This is a genomic window from Mesorhizobium loti (assembly GCF_013170705.1).
GTDB classification, from domain to species: Bacteria; Pseudomonadota; Alphaproteobacteria; order Rhizobiales; family Rhizobiaceae; genus Mesorhizobium; species Mesorhizobium loti_D.
Genome location: NZ_CP033334.1, coordinates 5,179,711 through 5,195,943 on the forward strand (window position 1 = coordinate 5,179,711; position 16,233 = coordinate 5,195,943).

A 16,233-nucleotide genomic window follows, 5' to 3' on the forward strand; every position below is an offset into this window, starting at 1 on the left:
ATATACATATTGAAACGCACTGCAAGTGGCATCATCGCACGAGAGACGGGAAAGCGGAGAGAAAAGTGACTGACATCTTTGCGGAACAGGCGCTTCTTCCCAATGGCTGGCACAACAATGTGCGGGTCACCTGCTCCGGCGGACGCATCGCGGCCGTTGCGTCCGGAGCCACCGCGTCAGTGGGCGACGAGCGCCACTCCATCCTGTTGCCCGGCATGCCCAATCTGCACAGCCACGCATTCCAGCGCGGCATGGCTGGTCTTGCCGAGCTTCGCGGCCCCTCCGCCGACAGTTTCTGGAGCTGGCGCGAGGTGATGTACCGTTTCGCACTGTCGATGACGCCGGACCAGGTCGAGGCGGTTGCCGCTCAGCTTTATGTCGAGATGCTCGAGGCCGGTTTTTGCCGCGTCGGCGAATTCCATTATCTGCATCACGACCGCGACGGGAAACCCTATGCCAATCTCGCCGAGATGGCCGAGCGCATCGCGGCCGCGGCTGGCGAAACCGGCATCGGCCTGACGCTGCTGCCGGTGTTTTACGCGCACTCCTCCTTCGGCGGCGCCGCACCAAATGAAGGCCAGCGCCGATTTATCAACGATGTGAATCGGTTCTCCCGGCTTGTTGAGAAGTCTAGCGAATCGGTTCGCGCGTTGAATCAAGCCGTCGTCGGTGTGGCGCCGCACAGCCTGCGCGCCGCGACGCCCGGAGAACTGGCCCAGGTCGCTGCCTTGGCTCCAAATGGGCCGATCCACATCCACGTCGCCGAACAGGTCAAGGAAGTCGAGGACTGCCTTGCCTGGTCCGGCGCACGCCCGGTCGAATTCCTGCTTGGCCATGCCGATGTCGACCAGCGCTGGTGCCTGATCCATGCCACCCACATGACCGATACCGAAACCACAGGCATGGCCAGGAGCGGCGCCATCGCCGGTCTTTGCCCGATCACCGAGGCCAATCTCGGCGACGGGACGTTCGCGGCGCCGCTGTTCAGGGAGCATGGCGGCCGTTTCGGTGTCGGCTCCGATTCCAACGTGCTGGTCGGCCTGCCCGACGAATTGCGGCAGCTCGAATATTCGCAGCGCCTGGCGCATCGCGCCCGCAACGTGCTCGCGGTGGCCGGTGGCTCGACCGGGCGGGCGCTGTTCGACGCGGCGCTCGAGGGCGGCGGCGTCGCGCTCGGTGCCGGTGCCTCGCGGATCGCCGTCGGCGCGGCCGCCGATCTCGTCTCGCTCGATGCCAAGACCCCCTCACTGGCCGGCAAGTCCGGTGACGCCATCCTCGACGCCTGGATCTTCGCCAATGGCAGCAAGGTCGATTGCGTCTGGGTGCATGGGCAGAAACAGGTCAGCGGCGGCAGGCATCTGAAGCGAGACGTGGTAGGCGAGCGATTCCGCAAGGTGATGACGGCGCTGTCCGAGGGCTGATCCAAGATGAGCATGGCCGAAACGACAGAGATCGAGGACAGCGAGACCGTCTCGCTGCACCAGCGCATCCTCTCCGATATCCGCGAAAGAATCCTGTCCGGGGCCTGGGCGCCCGGTCACCGTATCCCGTTCGAGCACGAGCTGACCGCCGAATACAAATGCTCGCGCATGACTGTGAACAAGGCGCTGTCGCAGTTGGCAAAGGCCGGCCTGATCGAGCGCCGCCGCCGTTCCGGCAGTTTTGTACGCCAGCCGCAGTCGCAGGCGGCGGTGCTGGAACTTCACGACATCAGGATCGAGGTCGAAGCGCTCGGCCTGCCCTATCGCTACGAACGGCTGGAGCGCCTGAAGCGGCGCGGCAACGCGGAGGACAGAGCGCTGCTGGGGCTGTCCGCGGCAGGGCCATTGCTGTGGGTCGAAGGCCTGCATTTTGCCGGCGAGCGGCCGTTCGCGCTCGAGCAGCGTCTGATCAATCTTTCGGCTGTTCCGGAAGCGGGGGACGAAGAGTTCCTGGACATCGCCGCCGGGCCCTGGCTGATCGGCCGCGTGCCCTGGAGCGAGGCCGAACACCGCATCCGCGCCATGGCCGCGGATGAGACCATTGCCGACGCGCTCGACATCGATCCCGGCGCGCCCTGCCTTGTGGTCGAGCGCCGCACCTGGAGCGCGGAACACCCGGTCACCCATGTCCGGTTTGTCTATCCCGCGGAAAGCCACACGCTGGTGGCGAGGTTTACGCCTTCGCAGGGGTGAGTGATCTCCCCCACGTGGGGGGAGATTGGCAGTTCAGGCGCCGCGCTTAGATCGCCGCCGTAATAATGATCTCGACCAGATATTCCGGACCCGCGAGCTTGGCTTCGCCGGTGGCGCGGGCGGGGGTGTGGCCCTGCGGCACCCACTTGTCCCATTCTGAATTCATCTCGGCGAAGGTGCCCATGTCGGCCAGCCAGATGATCGCCTGAACGATCTTGGTCTTGTCGGTGCCGGCCTTGGCCAGCAATTCGTCGATGGTCGCCAGAATATCACGGGTCTGCGAGGCGACGTTGCCGCCGGGTTCGCCGACCTGGCCGGCCAGATAGACCGTGTTGCCGTGAATCACGATCTGGCTCATGCGCGGGCCAACATCGATGCGTCGAATGCTCATGGGAGGTTCCTTCCTGTTACAGGTGGCGACTGTTTAGAGTTGCGGTTCGCTTCGGGCAAGGCCGCCGGGCCAATTCCCCTTGGACCAGCAAGAGTGAGATTCACGGCAAGTTGAGCCGCCGTTCGCAATTCCGCCCGATTGGCTTGTTGACTAATGTAATAACATCACATATCCAAACCGCCATCCCTGCCGGACATGGCATCGCCACGGAACGACATGACCCAGACCTGCCTGACATTCCGTGATCTGACGCTGGGCTACAACAGCCACCCGGCAATCCATCACCTCGACGGCGTGATCCGCAAGGGCTCGCTGACGGCCGTGGTCGGGGCCAACGGATCCGGCAAATCGACGCTGATGAAGGGTATTGTCGGCGTGCTGAAGCCGATGGCCGGCGAGGTTGTTCGCGCACCCGGCGTGCGCGCCGCCTACCTTCCCCAGCAATCAGAACTCGACCGCTCCTTCCCGGCGCGCGTTGTCGACCTTGTCTCGCTGGGGCTCTGGCCGAAGCGCGGCATGCTCGGCCGCTACACATCAGAAGATCGCGCGGCGGTCAGCCAGGCGCTGATGGCGGTCGGCCTCGGCGGCTTCGAAGAGCGCCCGATCGACACGCTGTCGGGCGGCCAGTTGCAGCGCACGCTGTTCGCCCGCGTGCTGTTGCAAGACGCCGACCTCATCCTGCTCGACGAACCGTTCAACGCCGTCGATGCCAAGACCGTCGGTGACCTGATCGCCCTGATCAAGCGCTGGCATGGCGAAGAACGCACCATCATGGTCGTCGTCCATGATCTCGATCTGGTCCGTCAGAATTTCCCGGAAACCCTGCTTTTGGCCCGCCAGCCGATCGCCTGGGGCGAAACGCGCGAGACGCTGAAGCCGGAAAATCTGCTGCGCGCGCGCCGCTTTCATGAAGCCTGGGAAGAAAACGCGCCGTGGTGCGAACCGAACGACCACACCGACGATAATGCGCATGGCCACGATCATCACGGCCACCATCATCACGGCGCCGGACCGAGGGCTGCCTGATGGACACGCTCCATGGTCTTTTCATCGCGCCCTTTGCCGATTTCGCCTTCATGCAGCGGGCGCTGTTCGGCTCGCTGATGCTGTCGCTCGGCGCCTGCCCGATCGGCGTCTTCCTTATGCTGCGGCGCATGAGCCTGTCCGGTGACGCCATGGCGCACGCCATCCTGCCGGGTGCGGCCGCCGGCTTCCTGTTCTACGGCCTCGAAATCCTGCCGATGACCATTGGCGGGCTGATCGCAGGCATCATCGTCGCGCTCGGCGCCGGTGCCGTCTCGCGCTTCACCATCCAGCGTGAGGACGCCTCGATGGCGGCCTTCTACCTGATCTCGCTCGCCATCGGCGTGCTGATGGTCTCGATCCGCGGCTCCAGCGTCGATCTCATGCATGTGCTGTTCGGCACCGTGCTGGCGCTCAACAACGAAGCGCTGACACTGATCGGCGGCATCGTCGTGATAACCTTGGTCAGTCTCGCCGTCTTCTGGCGGGCACTGGTCGCCGAATGCCTCGATCCGCTGTTCCTGCGTTCGGTCAGCCGCATGGGCAGCCCGGTGCATTTCATCTTCCTTGGCCTGGTCGTGCTCAACCTCGTCGGCGGCTTCCAGGCGCTCGGCACCTTGTTGTCCGTCGGGTTGATGATGCTGCCGGCGGCCGCCGCCCGCTTCTGGACGGTGCGCGTCGAGCCGATGTGCGTGCTGGCCGTGCTGATCGGCTTTGCCTCCTGCATTGCCGGGCTGCTTTTGTCCTATCACGCCTCGCTGCCGTCCGGCCCGGCCATCATCCTGTCGGCCGGCGTCGTCTATTTCGCATCGATCCTGTTCGGCACGCGCGGCATTCTGCGCGCCCGCATCATCCATCACCGTCACAGAACAGCCTGACCCCCGCCCCTCGAAAGGAGACCCGTCCATGCTGAGATCGATCCGTGCCGCCTTGGCGATGAGCGTTATAACATTAACCGCCTTTAGCGCTTCTTCGGCCTTCGCGGCACCGCTGAAAGTGGTCGCCAGCTTCACCGTCATCGCCGATTTCGCCAGGAATGTCGGCGGCGACCGTGTCGACATCACCACCATCGTCGGCCCGGACGGCGACGCCCATGTCTATGAGCCGAGCCCGGCCGACGCGGTCGCCATGGCCAGGGCCGACATCGTGCTGGTCAACGGCCTGCATTTCGAAGGCTTTTTGCAGCGGCTGGTCGATGCCAGCGCCACCAAAGCCTCTATCGTCACCTTGACCAAGGGCGTGACGCCGATCGACTTCAAGCCTGAATTCGCCGACGCCGACGCGGCCGAAGGCGCCGGCACGGGCGGCGGCAAGACCGTCACCGATCCGCACGCCTTCCAGTCGATCGCCAATGCCAAGATCTATGTGAAGAACATCGCCGAGGCTTTCTGCGCGGCCGACAGCGAGGGCTGCGTCAGCTACCAGACCAATGCCGCCGCCTACACCAAGAAGCTCGATGCGCTGGAAGGCGAAGTGAAGGCGGCGATCCAGTCGATCCCCGAGGCGAAGCGCGTCGTTATCACCTCGCATGACGCCTTCGGCTATTTCGAACACGAATACGGCCTGATCTTCCTTGCCCCGCAAGGCATTTCGACCGATTCCGAGCCGTCGGCCGCCGATGTCGCCAAGCTGGTCGAGCAGGTGAAGCAGGACAAGGCGGCGGCCATCTTCGTCGAGAACATCACCAACCCGCGCCTGATCGAGCAGATCGCCAGCGAGACCGGCATCAAGGTGGGTGGCACGCTCTATTCGGATGCGCTGTCGCGGCCCGATGGCCCGGGCTCGACCTATATCGACATGATGCACAACAACATCCGCCAGATCAAAGGCGCCATCCTCGGCAGCTGAGGAGCGCCATGCTCGGAAAGGTGGAGCCAGTCTCCGCCTTTTGTTGCTGATCTGTGGTTGAAGCCGACGACTTCCGGCCCGAGCTGTGGAACGGGCCGCCCGATCCGTTCCCGGCCTGGGCCGCTTGAGTTGGATTCTCCGCTGGATGCGTCTATCTCAGTTGAATGATTTCTATCGGCGCGGATTGCCGGCCACGTCGGGGAGTGGCAAGACTCCCGACAAACCAGATTGCGAGGATGATGCCATGGAATACCGCGAGATCAGCGAAGACTATTCGGTCTCGGGCCAGATCCAGCCCGAAGACGTCGCGGCCATCAAGGCCGCCGGCTTCAAGAGCGTCATCTGCAACCGGCCGGATGACGAACAGCCCGGCCAGCCTTCGGCCGACACGCTCAAGGCGGCGGTCGAAGCCGCGGGCCTCGCCTTCCGCTACATTCCAGTGATCAGCGGCCAGATCACCGCCGAGAATGTCGAGGACCAGGCCGAAGCACTGGATGAATTGGAAGGCCCGGTGTTCGCCTATTGCCGCTCCGGCGCGCGTTGCACCAACCTTTATGGGCTGATCCAGCAGTCGAAGGGTTAAATCGGCAGCGCGCCGGTTTCCTTGAGCGTCTCCAGCACGATCGCCGTCTTCACATGCTGCACGGATTCGTGCGGCAGGAGCACGCCGTTGACGAATTCAGACAGCGACTTCAGGTCAGGCGTCACCACCTTCAGGATATAGTCCATCTCGCCGGTCAGCGCGTGCGCCTCCTGCACTTCCGGCAGCCGCGCCACCAGTTCGCCGAAGCGCCGGGCGTTGTCGCGGTTGTGGGTTGCCAGGGTCACGGAAATGACGTTGACCAGCGAGAAGCCGAGCTTGTCGCGGTCGAGCACCGCCCGATAGCCCTTGATATAGCCGTCTTCCTCGAGCCGCTGGCGACGGCGCGAGCATTGTGATGCCGACAGGTTCACCCGCTCCGAGAGATCATTGTTGGTCAGCCGCGCATCACCTTGCAGAAGCGCCATTATCTTGCGATCAAATTGATCAATGCGCGTCTCATCCATGGTTTTGTCTTTCAACATGCATGCTTCACGCATGAGATGACCATTTCAAGCGTTTGAATGCAAGCACCATGCGCCGGCTCCGCGCTATGATGGCGTCAGATGGCCGTTTCAGGCCGAGCCAGCTTCCGGAGGAATACCATGGGTCCCTTCCCGCACGATGCCCCGCCCGCCAAGATCAGCAAGGAAAACCCTGCCGGCACCGATGGTTTCGAGTTCGTCGAATTCGCGCATCCGGAGCCGCAGAAGCTGGCCGAGCTGTTTACCCGCATGGGTTATGTGACGGTGGCCAAGCATCGCACGAAAGACATCACCGTCTGGCGCCAGGGCGACATCAACTATGTCGTCAATGCCGAGCTGGGCTCGCATGCGATGAAATTCGCCGACAAGCATGGGCCCTGCGCCGCCTCGATGGCCTGGCGCGTGGTCGACGCCAAGCACGCTTTCGACCACGCCGTCTCGAAGGGCGCCACGCCTTACGAAGGTGACGACAAGGCGCTCGACGTGCCGGCAATCATAGGTATCGGCGGTTCGCTGCTCTATTTCATCGACGCCTACGGCAAAAAGGGCTCGGCTTACGATGCCGAGTTTGAATGGCTCGGCGCGCGCGACCCGCGGCCGCAAGGCGTCGGCTTCTATTTCCTCGACCACCTGACCCACAATGTCTATCGCGGCCAGATGGACAAATGGTGGGATTTCTACCGCAATCTGTTCGGCTTCAAGCAGATCCATTTCTTCGACATTGACGGCAAGATCACCGGCCTGGTCAGCCGGGCCATCACCTCGCCCTGCGGCAAGATCCGCATTCCGCTCAACGAATCCAAGGACGAGACCAGCCAGATCGCCGAGTACCTGAAGAAGTACAATGGCGAAGGCATCCAGCACATCGCGGTCGGCACCGACGAGATCTACGCCGCCACAGACAAGCTCGCCGCCAACGGGCTGAAGTTCATGCCAGGCCCACCGGAAACCTATTACGACATGTCGTATGCCAGGGTGAACGGCCATGACGAGCCGATCGAACGGATGAAGAAGCACGGTATCCTGATCGACGGCGAAGGCGTGGTGGACGGCGGCATGACCAAGATCCTGCTGCAGATCTTTTCGAAGACGGTGATCGGGCCGATCTTCTTCGAGTTCATCCAGCGCAAGGGTGACGAAGGCTTTGGCGAAGGCAATTTCCGCGCGCTGTTCGAATCGATCGAGCAGGACCAAATCAAGCGCGGCGTGATCAGGGTCGACGGCAAGGCGGCGTAGGCTGCCTCGAACCGAACTTCTTGCGGCGCGATCAATTATGACCTAAATTATGGTCATAAAGGATCGCGCTATGAATGTTTCCATCGCCGAGGCCAAGGCTAAATTGTCTGAACTCGTCAGCCGCGCTGAAGCCGGCGAGGAGATCATACTTACACGCCACGGCAAAGTGGCCGCGCGCATTGTACCACCGGCGGCCATCGAAACGCTGCCGCGTATCGGCGCCTTGAAGGGCAAGATCTGGATTGCGGACGATTTTGACGAACTCGGCCCCGAATGGGACGAGTACGTGAAATGACGGTCGGCCAGTATCTCGCCGACACCCATATCATCCTCTGGTCGATTTCGGACGACCGACGTCTCAGCGAACAGCACCGCGCTATCCTGGCTTCGGACGTCGTGGTGTTCGCCAGCGCGGCAAGCGTGTGGGAAATCGCCATCAAACGTTCGATCGGAAAACTCGATGCGCCGGACGATCTGCCAACGCTGCTTCCAAGGATGCGATTTCAGCCGCTCGCCGTAACTTTGCATCATGCGAATACCGTCAGCGGCCTACCCCACCACCATGGTGATCCGTTCGACAGACTGCTGATCGCGCAGGCGCAGGTGGAGAACCTGACCATCCTAACATCTGACCCGCATTTCGCCCGTTACGGCGTCGCTCTGGCCTGATAGGCGAAAACCGGCTCACAATCCCAGCTGCTCGACCTCCGCCTTCCTCAGCTTGATGTCATAATCGAGCAAAAACTCGTCCAGCTGCGGCGGCGCAACCGAGGTGCCGGACAGCATTGCGTGCACCTGACCGCGATGGTGGATATCGTGCAGGAAGACATGGGCAAGGATATCGCCGATGCGCTCGGGGATCATGCCGTCCTCACGCCGGTCGGTGATCACGCGGCGGTCGAGATCGGCCTCCGACAGGCCGTCGCAGAAGGCGATCAGACGCCGGTCGGCCGCGATCTGCGCGGCAAACAACGCATGGGGCTCGTCGAGAGGCACAAAATCATCATGGGCTGCGGCACCGACGCCACCCTCTTCGAGAAAATCGAGATAGAGATAGTCGACCGCAAGGACATGGTTGAGCGTCGCCTTGATCGACGGGAAAAAGCTGGTGCGCTCGGCCTCGAACTCACCGGGCTTGAGCGCCAGCACGGCGCGATAGAGCCGGTCGTTAGACCAGAGATTGTTCCCGGCCATGCGGCGCAGATGATCCAGAAGATTCATCGCTGAAACCTCTCTTAGCCCCTACCCCTCGTATTTCTCGACCTTCTGCTCGATGGCGCCGAAGATCGAATGTCCGGCCTTGTCCTTCATCTCGATCCGCACCGTGTCACCGAAGCGCAGGAACGGCGTCTTGGGCTCGCCTGACGCAATGGTCTCGATCATGCGCAATTCGGCGATGCAGGAATAGCCGGCGCCGCCCGCCGACACCGGCTTGCCCGGTCCGCCGTCGAGCTTGTTTGAAACCGTGCCCGAGCCGATGATCGTGCCGGCGACAAGTGGCCGCGTCTTCGCGGCGTGCGCGATAAGGGCCGGGAAATCGAATGTCATGTCGACGCCGGCATTGGCGCGGCCGAACGGCTTGCCGTTGAGATCGGCAAGAAGCGGCAGGCTGACCTTGCCGCCATCCCAGGCATCGCCCAGCTCGTCCGGCGTCACCGCCACGGGTGAAAAGGCCGAGGACGGTTTCGACTGGAAGAATCCGAAACCCTTGGCCAGTTCCGGCCCGGTGAGCGCGCGCAGGGTGACATCGTTGACCAGCATGACCAGCCGGATGGCGGCGTGCGCTTCATCGGGGCTTGCGCCCATCGGCACGTCATCAACGATGACGGCGACCTCCGCCTCCATGTCGATACCGAAGGCTTCGTCGGTCATGCGGATCGGATCGCGCGGCCCGATGAAGGAGTCCGAGCCGCCCTGGTAGATCAGCGGATCGGTCCAGAAGCTTGCCGGCATCTCGACGCCACGCGCCTTCCGCACCAGTTCGACATGGTTCACATAGGCCGAGCCGTCAGCCCACTGATAGGCGCGCGGCAGCGGCGAAAGTGCGTCGTGCTCGTGAAAGCGCGCGGACGGCACGGCGTTGTTCTCCAGAGATTCCGCTATGGTCGCCAGATGCGGCGAGATCCTGCGCCAGTCGTCGAGTGCGGCCTGCAGCGTGCGCGCCAGGAACGAGGCATCGGTGTACTGCGTCAGGTCGCGCGAGACGACGACGAGTTTCCCGTCGCGCGTCCCGTCCTTCAATGTGGCAAGCTTCATGCGGTTTCCTCTCCTTGTGCAGCCTTGGCGCCGCTTAACCCCACAACAAGGCCGTCGCGGGCGATCGTCAAGTCGCCGGCCCATGTATTCCTGACAGCGGCAAGCCAGTCCGCCTCGCCGATCTCGGGATCGTCGGCGGGGATGAGGTGGTTGAGCACCAGCCTCTTGACGCCGGCATCGCTGGCGATGCGCCCGGCTTCCTCGGCAAAGCTGTGGCTGGCGAGCAGATGTTCCTTGAGCCGGGCGCCATTGCCGGTTCTGGCGACCAGCCGCTCGATGCCTTCCTGCAGCATGGCTTCATGGACGAGAAGGTCGGCACCCTTGGCGAAATCGGCGAGCGGTGGAAAGAAGGCCGTATCGGCGGAAAAGACTACGTTTTTCCCGCCATGCTCGACGCGCAGGGCAAAACAGTCTGTAACCGGCGGATGGTCGACACGCAGCGCCGTGACCTTCAGGCCACCTTGCTCGACCACCTGGCCCTCGCCGAACTCGTCGATCGAAACCAATTCGCGAATGTCGGGCCGGCCCTCGTCGACGATGCGGATCTCGATGTCGAATTCCATCGCCTGGCAAAAGCGCCGCCAGTAGTGGCCGGTGCCGGGCGGACCAAACACGCTGATCGGCGTCGCCAGCCCCGCCGTCCAGGCGGTGTGGATCAGCGGCCCCAGTTCCAGCACATGATCGGAATGCAGATGCGTGATGAAGATCAGGTCGAGCGCCTTAAGGCTGATGCCGGCATCGACCAGCCCCCGCGTCACGCCAAGTCCGCAATCGACGACGATGGTTCGCCCCCCGATCTCAAGCAGTGACGAACTCGGCCACGGCCCGCCTGGCCGCAGCGCCGGGCCGCCCTTGGAGCCCAGCAGCACCAACCGATCCGGCATTGGCTTGCGGCTCAAGACCAGTCGCCCTCCGGCGTGCCATTAAAACGCTTCTTCAGGTCTGCCCAGCAATCGATGTAGTTGTCCTGGCGGGTTTCCAGTTCGGCGCCATAGCGGGTCAGCATCTGCGGGAAGCGGGTCTCGAACATGAAGGCCATGGTGTTGTCGAGCTTGACCGGTTTCAGATCCGCGCGCGAGGCTTTTTCGAAGCCAGGGGCATCCGGGCCATGGGCCAGCATCAGATTGTGCAGGCTGATGCCACCGGGAACAAAGCCTTCTTCCTTGGCATCGTACTGGCCATGGATCAGGCCCATGAACTCGCTCATGATGTTGCGGTGGTACCATGGCGGCCGGAACGTATCCTCTGCCACCAGCCATCGCGGCGGGAAGATGACGAAGTCGATATTGGCCGTGCCTTCCTCGCCGCTCGGCGCGGTCAGCACGGTGAAGATCGACGGATCGGGGTGGTCGAACAGGATGGCGCCGACCGGCGAAAACGTCGCCAGATCATATTTGTAGGGCGCGTAGTTGCCATGCCAGGCGACGACGTCGAGCGGCGAATGGCCGATCTCGGTGACATGGAAATTGCCGCACCATTTCACGATCAGCCGGCACGGCGTCTCCTTCTCCTCGAACCAGGCAAAGGGCGTCTTGAAATCGCGCGGGTTGGCCAGGCAATTGGCGCCGATCGGGCCCCGATCGGGCAAGGTCAGCTTGGCGCCGTAGTTCTCGCAGACATAGCCGCGTACTTGACTGTCGACCAATTCGACCTTGAAGACTAGGCCGCGCGGCAAAACGGCGATCTCGCCGGGCCGAAGCTCGATGACGCCCATTTCGGTGACGAAGCGCAAGGCGCCGACCTGCGGCACGACCAGCAACTCACCGTCGGCATTGAAGAAATGATCGTCGACCATCGATGTGTTGGCGACATAGACGTGGGCCGCCATGCCTGTCTGCCCGAGCACATCGCCTGCCGTGGTCATGCTGCGCATGCCTTGAATAAAATCGGTCGGTTCCTTCGGCATTGGTACCGGGTTCCAGCGATACTGGCCAAGCGCCAGTTCGTGGTCACCGACATTGGGAGCGGTCTTCCACAGGGGATAGCTCGCCGCCTTGAAGCGGTCGGTGTGCTTGACGCTCGGCCGGATGCGATAGAGCCAGGACCGCTCATTGGTGCCGCGCGGCGCGGTGAAGGGCGAACCGGAAAGCTGTTCGGCGTAAAGGCCGTAGGCCGGCCGCTGCGGGGAGTTCCGCCCCTGCGGGAGCGACCCCGGCAAGGTCTCGGTCTCGAAATCGTTGCCGAAGCCCGGCATGTAGGAAAAGGCCATCGCTTCCTCCCTTGCGCATCCGGCAGGCGCCAGCCGGATTGACCAAACTGGTTTCATTTGTAACCATCGAAAATGTAACTATCAATGCCACCATGGCGCTTAGGGAAATGAACCATGGACCCGGAGATCCTGGAGCTCGAAAGCTTCCTGCCCTACCGGCTGTATCGTCTTGCCGATGCGGTCAGCCGCGAATTCTCGCGGATATACAAGGACAGTCACGGGCTGACACGGCCGGAATGGCGAACGCTCTCCGGACTTGGCCAGCGCGGGACGATGACCGCGACGGAGCTCGGCGAGCAGTCGGCCATGCACAAGACCAAGGTGTCACGCGCGGTGGCCGAGCTTGAAAGGCGGCGCTGGCTCATCCGGACACCTGATGAGAACGATCGCCGTGTCGAGCATTTGAGGCTTACCAAAGCGGGCCTTGCCGCCTATCGTGAGATGGTACCGTTGGCGAAGGCGTTCGAGCAGGCGCTGCTGGCCCAGTTGAGCGCCGACGAACGGACTTCCATCGTAAAGGGCGTCTTGTCGCTGGAAACCGCATTGGATAGGAGATAGCCGCCGTCGCCGGAGGAGATATAAGACGGTCGCCGCGAAGGGGTCGCGCGTTCAGGCAGCCACGGGTCTCGCGGTCCCTGCTTGTCCGGTAGCGGATTTTCTGCGCCTGCATGTCAGCTGGCGGATGATCCATGAGCGAATTGGGGGATGGATGAAGTCGCTGATTGCCAAGCCGGTGGCGGTGATCGTCCTGCTGTTTGCGCGTGCCATCACCGCCGTGCGGCCGTTCTGGCACGAAGGCAGGCTGCCTCGCCGTCGCTCGATCTTCTTTGCCAACCACTCCAGCCATGGTGATTTCATCCTGATCTGGGCTGTTCTGCCGCCGCGCCTGCGTCGACGGGTCCGTCCCGTAGCGGGTGCCGACTACTGGCTGAAATCAAAACTCCGAAGCTTCATCGGGCGCGACGTTTTCAACGCAGTCCTGATCGATCGCAATCGCGACGCACGCACGATGGATCCTGTCGAGAGCATGGGGGAAGCGATGAAGGAAGGCTCTTCGCTGATCCTCTTCCCGGAAGGCACGCGCAACCAGTCCGATGCGTCCTTGCAGCCTTTCAAATCCGGCCTGTTCCATTTGGCGGCATTGCATCCGGACTTCGAACTGGTGCCGGTGTGGATCGCCAATCTCAACCGGGTGATGCCGAAGGGAGAGTTCGTTCCCATACCGCTGATCTGCACGGTGACGTTCGGCGAGCCAATGCATCTGGTTGATGGCGAGGACAAGGATACGTTTCTCGAGCGGGCACGGGAGGCGCTACTCGCGCTGGCGCCGAAAAAGGTAGCGGAATGAGCTCGACCCAATTCGACATGATGGTTCTCGTGCTCGGCGTCTTCGGGATCCTGCTTGCGGCCTCTTTCGTCGGCCAGATCCTGGAGCGACGCTTGTCGCCAGAGGGCTCAAACCCGGCCATCGAGAACCTCAACGCCCGCATCAATGCCTGGTGGGTGATGGCGATCCTCATCGCCATCGCATTCGTCGCTGGGCGCATCGGCGTTCTGCTCCTCTTCGGCTTCTGCTCCTTCGCAGCCCTTCGCGAGTTCGTGACGCTGACCAATACGCGGCGTGCCGACCACTGGGCGCTGGCCACCGCGTTTTTCGTCGTGCTGCCGTTGCAGTATGTCCTGCTCTGGATCGAGGACTACGAAATCTTTTCCGTTTTCATTCCGGTCTACGCCTTCCTGTTGATGCCCATCATCTCGGCGGTGCGAGGCGACACACAGCACTTCCTGGTCCGAATCGCGGAGGTGCAATGGGCGCTAATGATCTGCGTCTTCTGCGCCTCGCACGTGCCGGCTCTTCTGACGTTGCACATTCCCGGCTACGAGGGCCGCAATGTGCTTTTGATAGCCTTCCTTGTCATCGTCGTTCAGTTGAGCGATGTGCTGCAATATATCTGGGGCAAGATGATCGGGCGTACGAAGATCGCACCAAGGCTTTCGCCGTCCAAGACTGTTGAAGGGTTCGTCGGCGGCATCGCCTGCGCCAGCCTCGTCGGCGCTGGCCTGTGGTGGATCACGCCGTTCTCTCCGCTCCAGGCCGGCGCAATGGCCTTCCTGATCACGTTGATGGGTTTTTTCGGCGGCCTCGTGATGTCCGCCATCAAACGCGACCGCGGCGTGAAGGATTGGGGCCATCTGATAGACGGCCACGGGGGCCTGATCGATCGGCTGGATTCGGTGGTGTTCTCCGCTCCGATCTTCTTCCACCTCACGCGTTACTTCTGGTCGCCGGGATGAGGCAGTCATGAACACAGGCGACCGCAGACCCCTTGCAAGCCGCGACACGCGCTGGGCACAGGCGGCGGCCAGACGTCTCGCCGCACTCTCGGTGACCCCCAACCAGATTTCGCAGGCCAGCATCCTCGCCGGCGCGCTGGCCGGCGCCGCCTTCTGGCTTGGCGGGCAGAGCGACGGCATGGCGCGTCTGCTGTTGTTGCCTGGTGCCGCGCTGTTCTGCCAACTACGCCTACTGTGCAACCTTTTCGACGGCATGGTCGCCGTCGAAGGCGGCAAGGCGTCGGCCGATGGGCCGTTCTGGAACGAGTTCCCGGACAGGATCGCCGACATCGCCATCATGGTGGGCATAGGCTACGGCATCGCCATGCCTGGCCTTGGCTGGGCAGCCGCCTGTTTTTCGGTTCTCACCGCCTATGTGCGGGAACTCGGGCGGGCCAATGAAGCACCGAGCGATTTCTCCGGCCCGATGGCCAAACCGCATCGCATGGCGGTTGCAACCATCGCTGCGCTGCTGTCATCAGTGGAATTCCTCTGGCATGGCCGCAACGAAATCCTGACACTCGCGCTTGCCATCATCGCGATCGGCTCCGCCGCAACCGCGCTGCGCCGCGCATGGCGACAAGTGCGTTGGTTGAGAAGCGAGCGCCCCTGAGGCCTTTCCTGGCTGCGCTCGCCGGACGCGTCTACCAGTCCATCACGACCTTGCCCGAACTGCCGCTCCTCATCGCATCGAAGCCTGCCTGGAAATCGTCGATGCCGATGCGGTGCGTGATCAGTCCCGAGACATCGAGCGGACCCTGCACCAGCGCGATCATCTTGTACCAGGTCTCGAACATCTCGCGGCCGTAGATGCCCTTGAGATGCAGCATCTTGAAGATGACCTTGTTCCAGTCGATCTCGAAGCCGGTGGGCGCAATGCCCAGGATGGCAATCTTGCCGCCATTGTTCATGGTGTCGATCATGTCGCGGAAGGCCGGGGCGGCGCCCGACATTTCGAGGCCGACGTCAAAACCCTCGGTCATGCCGAGCGCCGGCATGACGTCGCGCAGCTTTTGCTTCGAGGCGTCGACGACATGCTGGACGCCCAGCTTTTTCGCCAGCGCCAGCCGAACCGGGTTGATGTCGGTGATGACCACCTTTCGCGCACCGACGCATTGCGCAACCAGCGCGCCCATGATGCCGATCGGCCCGGCGCCGGTGACCAGCACATCCTCGCCGACCAGATCGAAGGACAATGCCGTGTGGACGGCATTGCCCAGCGGATCGAAGATCGCCGCGACCTCGTCCGGCACGTCATCGGGGATCGGAACGACATTATGCTGCGGGATCGCCAGATACTCGCCGAAAGCGCCTGGCCGGTTGACGCCGACACCGAGCGTGTTGCGGCACAGATGCCCCCTGCCCGCACGGCAGTTGCGGCAATGGCCGCAGACGATGTGGCCTTCGCCCGAGACACGCTGGCCGACCTTGTATTCGGTGACGGCCGCGCCGAAATCGGCGACGGTGCCGACGAATTCATGGCCGGTCACCATCGGCACCGGCACCGTCTTCTGCGCCCACTGGTCCCAATTGTAGATATGAACGTCGGTGCCGCAGATCGCCGTCTTCTTGACCTTGATCAGCACATCATTGGGGCCGATCTCCGGCACCGGCACTTCTTCCATCCAGATGCCCGGTTCGGCCTTGGCCTTCACCAGCGCCTTCATCATGTTCGACATTCTCTTGTCCCTTGAATC

General features: G+C 62.7%; 20 protein-coding genes. 13 read left to right on the forward strand and 7 right to left on the reverse strand.

Features of this window, described 5'->3' with window-relative positions; translation table 11 throughout:
• The first annotated feature begins 65 nt into the window (after nt 1-65).
• Both EB815_RS25560 and hutC read left to right on the forward strand, forming a co-directional pair.
• On the forward strand, nt 66-1,421 hold the full coding sequence (locus EB815_RS25560; RefSeq protein WP_056562749.1) for a formimidoylglutamate deiminase: 1,356 nt from the start codon (nt 66-68) through the stop codon (nt 1,419-1,421).
• Between the two features lie 6 nt (nt 1,422-1,427).
• A complete protein-coding gene (hutC, locus tag EB815_RS25565; RefSeq protein ID WP_056562754.1) occupies nt 1,428-2,174 on the forward strand; it encodes a histidine utilization repressor in 747 nt (248 codons plus the stop codon).
• 46 nt (nt 2,175-2,220) lie between these two features.
• Here the strand turns inward: hutC and EB815_RS25570 are convergent, their stop codons facing one another.
• Nucleotides 2,221-2,565, reverse strand: coding sequence for a RidA family protein (locus EB815_RS25570; RefSeq protein WP_056562755.1), 345 nt, complete (start codon nt 2,563-2,565; stop codon nt 2,221-2,223).
• 216 nt (nt 2,566-2,781) lie between these two features.
• On the opposite strand from EB815_RS25570, the gene aztA reads away from it, so the two are divergent.
• From aztA to EB815_RS25590, 4 genes are all read left to right on the forward strand, one after another.
• A complete protein-coding gene (gene aztA, locus EB815_RS25575; RefSeq protein ID WP_056562760.1) occupies nt 2,782-3,591 on the forward strand; it encodes a zinc ABC transporter ATP-binding protein AztA in 810 nt (269 codons plus the stop codon).
• On the forward strand, nt 3,591-4,466 hold the full coding sequence (gene aztB, locus EB815_RS25580; RefSeq protein ID WP_056562764.1) for a zinc ABC transporter permease AztB: 876 nt from the start codon (nt 3,591-3,593) through the stop codon (nt 4,464-4,466). The genes aztA and aztB overlap by 1 nt, the downstream gene beginning before the upstream one ends.
• Nucleotides 4,467-4,494: 28 nt before the next feature.
• On the forward strand, nt 4,495-5,436 hold the full coding sequence (gene aztC, locus EB815_RS25585; protein ID WP_056562767.1) for a zinc ABC transporter substrate-binding protein AztC: 942 nt from the start codon (nt 4,495-4,497) through the stop codon (nt 5,434-5,436).
• Between the two features lie 244 nt (nt 5,437-5,680).
• Entirely contained in the window at nt 5,681-6,019 is a 339-nt protein-coding gene (locus tag EB815_RS25590) for a TIGR01244 family sulfur transferase (RefSeq protein WP_056562770.1), read from the forward strand.
• Here EB815_RS25590 and EB815_RS25595 read toward each other — a convergent pair.
• Nucleotides 6,016-6,483 (reverse strand): Lrp/AsnC family transcriptional regulator, encoded by a 468-nt coding sequence (locus EB815_RS25595; protein ID WP_032933331.1) that lies wholly within the window; start codon nt 6,481-6,483, stop codon nt 6,016-6,018. The two genes, EB815_RS25590 and EB815_RS25595, sit on opposite strands and share 4 nt — an antisense overlap.
• Before the next feature lie 138 nt (nt 6,484-6,621).
• Between EB815_RS25595 and hppD the strand changes: the two genes are divergently transcribed.
• The 3 genes from hppD to EB815_RS25610 all read left to right on the forward strand — a co-directional run bounded on the left by hppD (nt 6,622) and on the right by EB815_RS25610 (nt 8,406).
• Nucleotides 6,622-7,737: a 4-hydroxyphenylpyruvate dioxygenase gene (gene hppD / locus EB815_RS25600; protein WP_056562773.1), complete on the forward strand. Its 1,116-nt coding sequence runs from the start codon at nt 6,622-6,624 to the stop codon at nt 7,735-7,737.
• A 70-nt stretch (nt 7,738-7,807) separates the two neighbouring features.
• On the forward strand, nt 7,808-8,032 hold the full coding sequence (locus tag EB815_RS25605; protein WP_056565456.1) for a type II toxin-antitoxin system Phd/YefM family antitoxin: 225 nt from the start codon (nt 7,808-7,810) through the stop codon (nt 8,030-8,032).
• Nucleotides 8,029-8,406: a type II toxin-antitoxin system VapC family toxin gene (locus EB815_RS25610; RefSeq protein ID WP_056562776.1), complete on the forward strand. Its 378-nt coding sequence runs from the start codon at nt 8,029-8,031 to the stop codon at nt 8,404-8,406. The genes EB815_RS25605 and EB815_RS25610 overlap by 4 nt, the downstream gene beginning before the upstream one ends.
• 15 nt (nt 8,407-8,421) lie before the next feature.
• On the opposite strand, the gene EB815_RS25615 is transcribed toward EB815_RS25610, so the two are convergent.
• Genes EB815_RS25615 through hmgA form a run of 4 tightly spaced genes read right to left on the reverse strand, consistent with a single transcriptional unit; the run spans nt 8,422 to nt 12,202 of the window.
• Nucleotides 8,422-8,958: a DinB family protein gene (locus EB815_RS25615; protein WP_056562779.1), complete on the reverse strand. Its 537-nt coding sequence runs from the start codon at nt 8,956-8,958 to the stop codon at nt 8,422-8,424.
• 21 nt (nt 8,959-8,979) lie between these two features.
• Nucleotides 8,980-9,993, reverse strand: coding sequence for a fumarylacetoacetate hydrolase family protein (locus EB815_RS25620; protein WP_056562782.1), 1,014 nt, complete (start codon nt 9,991-9,993; stop codon nt 8,980-8,982).
• Nucleotides 9,990-10,877, reverse strand: a complete 888-nt coding sequence (locus EB815_RS25625; protein WP_056565459.1) for an MBL fold metallo-hydrolase — start codon at nt 10,875-10,877, stop codon at nt 9,990-9,992. Before EB815_RS25625 ends, EB815_RS25620 begins: the two co-directional genes overlap by 4 nt.
• A gap of 11 nt (nt 10,878-10,888) precedes the next feature.
• A complete protein-coding gene (gene hmgA / locus EB815_RS25630) occupies nt 10,889-12,202 on the reverse strand; it encodes a homogentisate 1,2-dioxygenase (protein WP_056562785.1) in 1,314 nt (437 codons plus the stop codon).
• A 114-nt stretch (nt 12,203-12,316) separates the two neighbouring features.
• Here hmgA and EB815_RS25635 point away from each other — a divergent pair, with 114 nt between their 5' ends.
• The 4 genes from EB815_RS25635 to EB815_RS25650 all read left to right on the forward strand — a co-directional run bounded on the left by EB815_RS25635 (nt 12,317) and on the right by EB815_RS25650 (nt 15,149).
• Nucleotides 12,317-12,760 (forward strand): MarR family winged helix-turn-helix transcriptional regulator, encoded by a 444-nt coding sequence (locus EB815_RS25635; RefSeq protein ID WP_056562788.1) that lies wholly within the window; start codon nt 12,317-12,319, stop codon nt 12,758-12,760.
• 151 nt (nt 12,761-12,911) lie between these two features.
• A complete protein-coding gene (locus EB815_RS25640) occupies nt 12,912-13,550 on the forward strand; it encodes a lysophospholipid acyltransferase family protein (protein ID WP_056562791.1) in 639 nt (212 codons plus the stop codon).
• On the forward strand, nt 13,547-14,497 hold the full coding sequence (locus EB815_RS25645; protein WP_056562798.1) for a phosphatidate cytidylyltransferase: 951 nt from the start codon (nt 13,547-13,549) through the stop codon (nt 14,495-14,497). Before EB815_RS25640 ends, EB815_RS25645 begins: the two co-directional genes overlap by 4 nt.
• Nucleotides 14,498-14,504: 7 nt before the next feature.
• Entirely contained in the window at nt 14,505-15,149 is a 645-nt protein-coding gene (locus tag EB815_RS25650; protein WP_056562801.1) for a CDP-alcohol phosphatidyltransferase family protein, read from the forward strand.
• A gap of 31 nt (nt 15,150-15,180) precedes the next feature.
• Here the strand turns inward: EB815_RS25650 and tdh are convergent, their stop codons facing one another.
• A complete protein-coding gene (tdh, locus tag EB815_RS25655) occupies nt 15,181-16,215 on the reverse strand; it encodes an L-threonine 3-dehydrogenase (RefSeq protein WP_056562803.1) in 1,035 nt (344 codons plus the stop codon).
• Nucleotides 16,216-16,233 lie beyond the last annotated feature (18 nt).